At 43.6% G+C, this 7,249-nt stretch carries 5 protein-coding genes and 3 pseudogenes; 3 read left to right on the top strand and 5 right to left on the bottom strand.

Annotated features, from left to right (window positions below):
* Positions 1-286, top strand: a 286-nt coding sequence (locus tag BFF42_RS08470; protein ID WP_000318964.1) for an integrase core domain-containing protein, incomplete at its 5' end; no start/stop codon positions are given.
* Here the strand turns inward: BFF42_RS08470 and BFF42_RS08465 are convergent.
* From BFF42_RS08465 to BFF42_RS08450, 4 genes and pseudogenes are all read right to left on the bottom strand, one after another.
* Entirely contained in the window at positions 257-493 is a 237-nt protein-coding gene (locus BFF42_RS08465; RefSeq protein ID WP_032324284.1) for an Ogr/Delta-like zinc finger protein, read from the bottom strand. The genes BFF42_RS08470 and BFF42_RS08465 overlap by 30 nt on opposite strands.
* A gap of 135 nt (positions 494-628) precedes the next feature.
* A complete protein-coding gene (locus tag BFF42_RS08460) occupies positions 629-1,894 on the bottom strand; it encodes a hypothetical protein (RefSeq protein ID WP_252866567.1) in 1,266 nt (421 codons plus the stop codon).
* 113 nt (positions 1,895-2,007) lie between these two features.
* Positions 2,008-3,747, bottom strand: a complete 1,740-nt coding sequence (locus tag BFF42_RS08455; RefSeq protein ID WP_146759033.1) for a hypothetical protein — start codon at positions 3,745-3,747, stop codon at positions 2,008-2,010.
* Between the two features lie 248 nt (positions 3,748-3,995).
* Positions 3,996-5,105 (bottom strand): annotated as a pseudogene (locus BFF42_RS08450) (phage late control D family protein).
* A 157-nt stretch (positions 5,106-5,262) separates the two neighbouring features.
* On the opposite strand from BFF42_RS08450, the gene BFF42_RS08445 reads away from it, so the two are divergent.
* On the top strand, positions 5,263-6,447 hold the full coding sequence (locus BFF42_RS08445; protein ID WP_000005375.1) for a phage tail sheath subtilisin-like domain-containing protein: 1,185 nt from the start codon (positions 5,263-5,265) through the stop codon (positions 6,445-6,447).
* Positions 6,447-6,930 (top strand): annotated as a pseudogene (locus BFF42_RS08440) (phage major tail tube protein). Before BFF42_RS08445 ends, BFF42_RS08440 begins: the two are co-directional and overlap by 1 nt.
* On the opposite strand, the pseudogene BFF42_RS08435 reads toward BFF42_RS08440, so the two are convergent.
* A pseudogene (locus tag BFF42_RS08435) lies at positions 6,924-7,249 on the bottom strand (IS1-like element IS1B family transposase); the annotation flags it as partial. The pseudogenes BFF42_RS08440 and BFF42_RS08435 overlap by 7 nt on opposite strands.

The following is a 7,249-nucleotide window of genomic DNA, read 5'->3' as shown; positions in this document are numbered from 1 at the left end:
AACACGCCAGTTCGCCCGGATGTTGGGACTTGAACCGAAGAACACGGCGGTGCGGAGTCCGGAGAGTAACGGAATAGCAGAGAGCTTCGTGAAAACGATAAAGCGTGACTACATCAGTATCATGCCCAAACCAGACGGGTTAACGGCAGCAAAGAACCTTGCAGAGGCGTTCGAGCATTATAACGAATGGCATCCGCATAGTGCGCTGGGTTATCGCTCGCCACGGGAATATCTGCGGCAGCGGGCTTGTAATGGGTTAAGTGATAACAGATGTCTGGAAATATAGGGGCAAATCCAACGGGATGCCCTCTGATGAGTGAATGGGGGAGGCGTGCTTTGAAGTGAATTTGTGGAAGGCTTCCAGTGTTGAGAAACATACGCCGCATTCTAGATTGTTACACTGATAATACTTTTGTCTCACGGTGTTTGAATCATTTTCCGGACGACTGGTGCGGATACGGGCAGATGCGCCACAAAGCGGACAACGGAACATAGCGACCTCTCTTATTGTAGTGCTTGCACTATTCTAGGTTGTATTCTCTAAGATTTAAACATGACTTTCTCTATATAATGATTTTTAGCATTAGTTAATAAACGAACGGCACTCTAAGGAGCGCCGTCAAAGATATTATTCTGATGTCACTCTTTGCGAGTGAGCTATTTTTAAATCAGCGTTTCCTTCAAATACTACATTCAACTCATAGTTAAGAGTTAGCTTGAATTTATCTGAGTCACTTTTGATATTCTCTGAAGTGACATTTACTAACTTATTATTATCATATTCTCTAATAATTAATTTAGTGAAGTAGTTATCCTTTACCACAAGAGAAAATGGTTGATTAACAAATGGTAAGAAGTAAACCTTACGGGTACCGGATTCAGTAGTTATGTTCATAGAGCCATCATCATTTTTTCTCATTAGTTCTCTGAGGTTGGGATTATCGAAAAGCATACGATTATATTGCTGAAAGATCTCTTTACTCATCACAAGAACCAGTTTGCCAGCCAAGTCAGCAGATGATTTTATGTGATCAATCAACATATTGAAATCTTCTATTACGGTATGTTGCGAACAGCCAGTGCTAAATAAATTTGAAAGTATTATTCTCTGGATGTCCTTGAGAATTAAGTCTGCTTGAATATCACCTTCATTGATATAAGGGATGGATTCTATTCCTTCGGCATACGGTTCTTTATCTATCTTAATAGATATCTTATGTTTTGTGAAACAATCGCTAGCCTGCTTAAAATCAATAGATTTGAAAAGTGAAAGAGGGAGCGTTTTCTTGATGCGTTTACGAAGATGTTCTGATGTTTTACGTGCAGTGCTATCTAGTCGATGTACATCTATGGCAGCATCCTGAAGTCTCATATCAAGATCTTTCTTTAGCATGTTAATATGCTCTTGAAGCAACTTTCTTAAGTTTTCTTTTTTTGTTTGGAGATCGTCCAATGTTAAAGTCAGCTTGATTTTAGTGTATTCGATGGAGTTACAAATTTTTGATAATACTCCAATGAGTCGTTGCTTCTCACGATATGTTATATAGTTGTTTTCTATTGCTTCTTTTATTTCTTTTGATACGCTATCGTTCTTGTTAGAAAAAATTAATAATAGCTGAACCCATGATTGTTCCATATCAATAAATCCACAGTCAAAAACATTACTGTAAACTCTGCCCATCACCATGTCTGTTTTATCATAGTCACGTAAACGCCTTGCTAAACTATTCATCCACCCATTGTGTTCCATATTTTCAGACCATGTCCACAGGCAGATTCTAATTAATATCTTGATTAGTTGGCTTGCATTATCAATTTCTTCAGTGGGAGTTTCATATCCACCGGTTTGGTCAATAAGTTTACCCTCTAAAATAAGTTTAATGTAATGTGTCATTAGTTTGTCAGAAGTATTGATTCTTGATGTCAGATAAAGACATGTGCATATACGCATGTCAGTCAACGCATTTATGATGGCAATATTGAACCACTCTCTGTCTGAATTGAAGTTTAGTTTTTTGGATATGAAAAACCCGGGTTAAAAAGCTGGCCTTTGTAACTGTATTTTTCTACCGAATGGCTGTCAATATTCATTGAGTGCTGCCATCGGTTAATAAGATCGACGGCTGTATCAATAGTAGAAGGATCGCGAGTCTGTGTTGCATCAATAATCATCGATGGAAGTTCTTGTAGTTGCGTTTTGCAAAATAATTCAAATAAATCTGAATTCTCTGTATTGCAGAAACGAAAGTTTATGCTTTCTTGATATTGCTCCCAAACAGTGGTATAGGTTCTTAATATACGATTATAACGTGAACGAAGCGAGGCATTTAAGAGTGATTGGTTGTTTCGGAACCATTCTGTTAATATTGACCATTGTGAACGAGTAATTCCCATATAGATACAAAGTTCATTGCTGATAAGATGTTTTCTATTATTGATAATACGCACTCCGCTCCAAAGACATAATTCAAAAAATCTTTCAGAAAGATTAATTTTATCCATGGAATTATTTGATATTTTATAAGCTTCATCTGAAAACTCATATTGAAAACTCCGTTCAAATAATTCTGTAGTGATCAGTAAGAAGTTATTGTTGGTATTATCATCTTGAAAAAAATACAAATCGCAGAGATTATTAAAGTTATTAATTAATGCAGAGATAGCATTGTCAAAACTAATGAGATCAGAATCCCGCAGATACATATACGTATCTGCTGTTATAGCCTGCATTGTAAGACTTACGGAAAAATCTCCTCCTTTAATCGGAGCCCTATAAAAACATTGCTTAAGTATTTTTATTAATAAGCTGTCTGGTTTGATATTTTTAACGCTAAAAAGTATCTTACCCGTGGATTCTGTTTCTTTTGTACGATTATCACCAATGACAAATGACGCAAAATGATTCTTCTTTTTTAGTTGGTAATTAATAAGATTAAGAGTAAGTTGAAAAGGACGGTGATATAAACTTAACTCATCTTCCTTAGAATAACTGCTAGCCACAGATATGTATTCTCCTTTGTAATCGGCTTGCTTGATTTCTAAATTTGAATAGTTATGTTTTTGATAGATAGGGTATAACCTAAGCTTGGCTGAGATTTTGTTACAAATATGGGGCATTACTATTTCGAAGGCAATGTATCGCTTTATAATTATTTGCCGTTTTACATCATCAAGAATTTCAAGACTCACGATAAAGAACCAAATAGAAAGAACTATGTTTATCAAAAGCCATAATATGCTGATTAGACAAGCTATACCATAAAGATAACTTCCAAAGACAGTTTTAATTAGTACACTGAGAAGTATAAATCCTGATAAGAAAAGCCCGCTGAGTCCAGCAAGCATGAATCCTGAGTAACGCTGATAAGCAGTTTGGGCTATTTTTCTATCTGCCTTTTTTTGGAATAAGATACTTACTAAACCTATAACAAGGGGGTATACAATACCAATAATTGTCAATTGGCCACTTAAAATGGTTGTTTGCCATTCGGTTAATGAATGCCTAAACGGGAAATAATGTAAAAGATTATTTTTTATAAATAATTCGTTTAAATATCCAACATAAAGTAGTACAAATGAAAAAGCTGATATGCAAAGTACTGATTTAACCGGTGAGGATGTTAATCTTATGATGTTTTTTTCAATAAAATTCCATTTTAAATTCGAATAAAATGGATTTTTAACCATTTTATTACGAACATAGTTCTTTGCTAAAATCTCTGTTGCACTTAAAAATTGTCCAATCATGAATTACTCTTCTATAAAGTGTGGGTCTACTAACTAAACTGGAACTTTTACTATTGAGTCATATTCCCTTGGACGGGATGGACTGTGAAGATTATACTTGACTTCCTCTGTCATGTGGGAAAAACATCCGTATTATTGTTAGCATCTGGTTGATGCCCCAACCTCTGACATCTAGTGGGCTGATACATTATCTTTTGTTCTTACTGTCAGTGTAGAAGCACATCTCAAAAATAATATTTTTAAGAGATTTATTCTGTTTCTGCTATCCATTCCGGGATTTTTGCTTCAAGTTCAAGCTGCGTGGTAAAGCCGCTGTTATCAATGGTGTGCTCGGCTTTTGCAATAATCCAGTCCTGATAATCAATCTCGCTTTTAAAGCCTGTCACTGTGCCATGCATTTCGGGATAGAGTTCTGCACGACCACGCGCCAGCGTGATGGAGAATGATGCGGCTCCGCGTTGTAGCTGCTGCCACTTTGCCGCCGCTGCGCGTCTTGCTGCCTGCTCGTTCTGATAAGTCTTGCGTAACACAAACACGTTGCCTTCCGCACCTTCCATATAGTCGCCTTCCCGACTGCTGCTTTTCTCCTTTTTGGGTTTTGGCGGTTTGCGGCGTTTCACGCTGACTTTTTTCTTTTTCCCGTAATTAAGATCAAGCCAGTAGGCGCGTACCCCCGTATACGCCTCGCGGTCAGCAATGCGGAACTGATGGCGATCGCCGCTGCTGCGTGTAATGGCGAACGAGGGCAACGGCTGCCCCTGTGCGTTCACGCCACCACCTGGCATGATGAATAACAGATTGCCGCTTTTTACCGTGGCGATTGCTCCCAGCATTTCCGCCATGCGCGTAAGAAAGGACATGTCGCTTTCTTCGGTCTGGTCGGCGTGGTCGATTTCGATATCCATCAGCATTTCGCTGATTTGCGGTTTCAGACCGTATCGATGAGCGATGGCGGATACCACACGCTCAACGGTCACATCATGCCAGGACACCTCACGTTTAACGTTAAATTCATCCCGAAAATCTGCGCTTCTGGCTGAAACAGTCAGCCTGTCCGGCGGTCCTTCGTGAGCGATTTCATCAACAATGTAAGTGCCTTTTTCTGTCAGCGGTTCCCCTTTCCAGCCAATGAGAACCGTCAGACGCGCGCCCCGTGGCGGTAGCTGCAACTGACCATCCGCATCATCCAGCGTGATGGTGAGCTGGTCCGCCTCAAATCCCCGGTTGTCGGTCAGTTACAGGCTCATCAGGCGCTCCGCCACGCCTGACAGCGTTTTACCCTCCGAGAGAATATCAAAATCCGGCATTTTCACGGGGGCCGTGCCCTGACTGAGCAATTGCATGGTGGTGTCGGTCATCTACTCCCTCCCTGTGCGGCATGGTCGCATGTGCGTGCGGAGGGGGTTACTGCTTTTTGTTGTCGCCGTGGCGGGAGAACGGCGCAGGGGTGAGATTACGCGCGTGGTGGGTGATGATTGTTGCTGAATCATTTAACGGATACAAGGGGCTGAAGCTATGAGTGAAACTCGTTTTCATGGTGCCCGTGTTACGGAGAATACCGACCTGGTAACAGCGATTAACGATGTTGATTCCAGCGTTATCGGTATCGTGGCAACGGCGGATGATGCGGACGCGAAGCTGTTCCCGCTGAACAAGCCCACACTGCTGACCCGCGTCAATGACGTACTGGGAAAATGCGGGACAACGGGGACGCTTTATCGTGCGCTTAAGGCCATCGCAGACCAGGTGAGCACAAAGGTGATCGTCGTTCGCGTGGCTGAACACAAAGAAGAAGACGGAAAGACGCAGGATCAACTGGTTATCGGTGGTTCTGAGGATGACGGCAGCTATACGGGGATGTATGCGCTGCTTGTTGCAGAGCAGGATGAAAGCATCGGATACCGTCCGCGTATTCTGGCCGCGCCGGAGCTGGACACGGAGGCGGTAACAAAATCCCTGTGCGTGATTGCAGATAAACTGCGCGCGTTTGTGTATGCCTCATGTCATGGCTGTAACACGATGGCCGAGGCAATTACCTACCGCCAGAAATTCAACGAACGTGAGGTGATGCTCTTATGGCCGGACTTCATCGCCTACAACCCGAAAAATGGCAAAAACGAAACGTTCCCCGCGCCTGCCTATGCGTGCGGCCTTCGTGCGTACATTGACCATGAACAGGGATGGCACAAATCGCTGTCCAACGTTCCGGTTAAAAATGTGCTGGGGATGTCGAGGCATGTGTTCTGGTCGTTGCAGGCCGAAGACAGCGATGCCAACAGCCTCAACAACAAAGAAATCACGACCATTATTCGTCGCAACGGGGTCCGCTTCTGGGGTAACCGCACACCGGAAACGAACGCCTACATCTTTGAGGTGTATACCCGAACCGCACAGGTGCTGGCTGATTCAATTGCGGAAGCGCAGTTTGAAACCATCGACAGTCCACTGACGCCTGCGAATGTGAAGGATGTTATCAGTGCCATCAGGGCAAAACTGGATTCACTGGTGACTGCCGGGAAACTGATTGGCGCGGAGTGCTGGTATGACGTGGTGGATAACAGCACCACGGATTTACGTCAGGGACGTGTGCGTATTCGCTACAAATATACGCCCGTTCCGCCACTGGAAGACATGGAGCTTTACCAGACGTTTACTGATGAATACTTTGAACCCGCATTTGCGGTGCTGGGAGGTGCCTGATGGCTGTGCCAAAACATCTTCGCTTTTTTACGCTGTTTGTGGATGGTGAAAACGAAGTGGGTAATGTGACGTCCGTCACTCTGCCTAAGCTGACGCGCAAAACCGACAGCTACCGGGGTGGTGGCATGATGGGTGCGGTAAGTATTGATCTCGGTCTGGACGACTCCGCGCTTGATGCGAGCTTTGTCATGGGGGCGCAGTTCGTGAGCTGTTCCTTAAGTATGGCGGCACGATTGACGGCACGCTGCTGCGTTTTGCGGGTGAATACTACACCGATGCAGAAAGCGACCTGTATGAAGTCGAAATGCGCGGACGTGTGACGGAAATTGATATGGGGGAAGCCAAACAGGGCGAAGCCACATCACACACTTACGCCATTAAAACACCTACTACAAGCTGAGTGTTAACGATCGCCCGTTGTGGGAGATTGACCTGCTGAACTTCATTTACCGGAAGGACGGGGTAATGACTCCAACTTATTGATAGTGTTTTATGTTCAGATAATGCCCGATGACTTTGTCATGCAGCTCCACCGATTTTGAGAACGACAGCGACTTCCGTCCCAGCCGTGCCAGGTGCTGCCTCAGATTCAGGTTATGCCGCTCAATTCGCTGCGTATATCGCTTGCTGATTACGTGCAGCTTTCCCTTCAGGCGGGATTCATACAGTGGCCAGCCATCCGTCATCCATATCACCACGTCAAAGGGTGACAGCAAGCTCATAAGACGCCCCAGCGTCGCCATAGTGCGTTCACCGAATACGTGCGCAACAACCGTCTTCCGGAGCCTGTCATACGCGTAAA

The organism is Shigella sp. FC1661 (genome assembly GCF_001712525.1).
In the GTDB taxonomy this organism is placed as follows: domain Bacteria; phylum Pseudomonadota; class Gammaproteobacteria; order Enterobacterales; family Enterobacteriaceae; genus Escherichia; species Escherichia coli.
The sequence above is the reverse complement of the archived record's forward strand: the minus strand, read 5'-3'. Positions and strand labels throughout refer to the sequence as shown.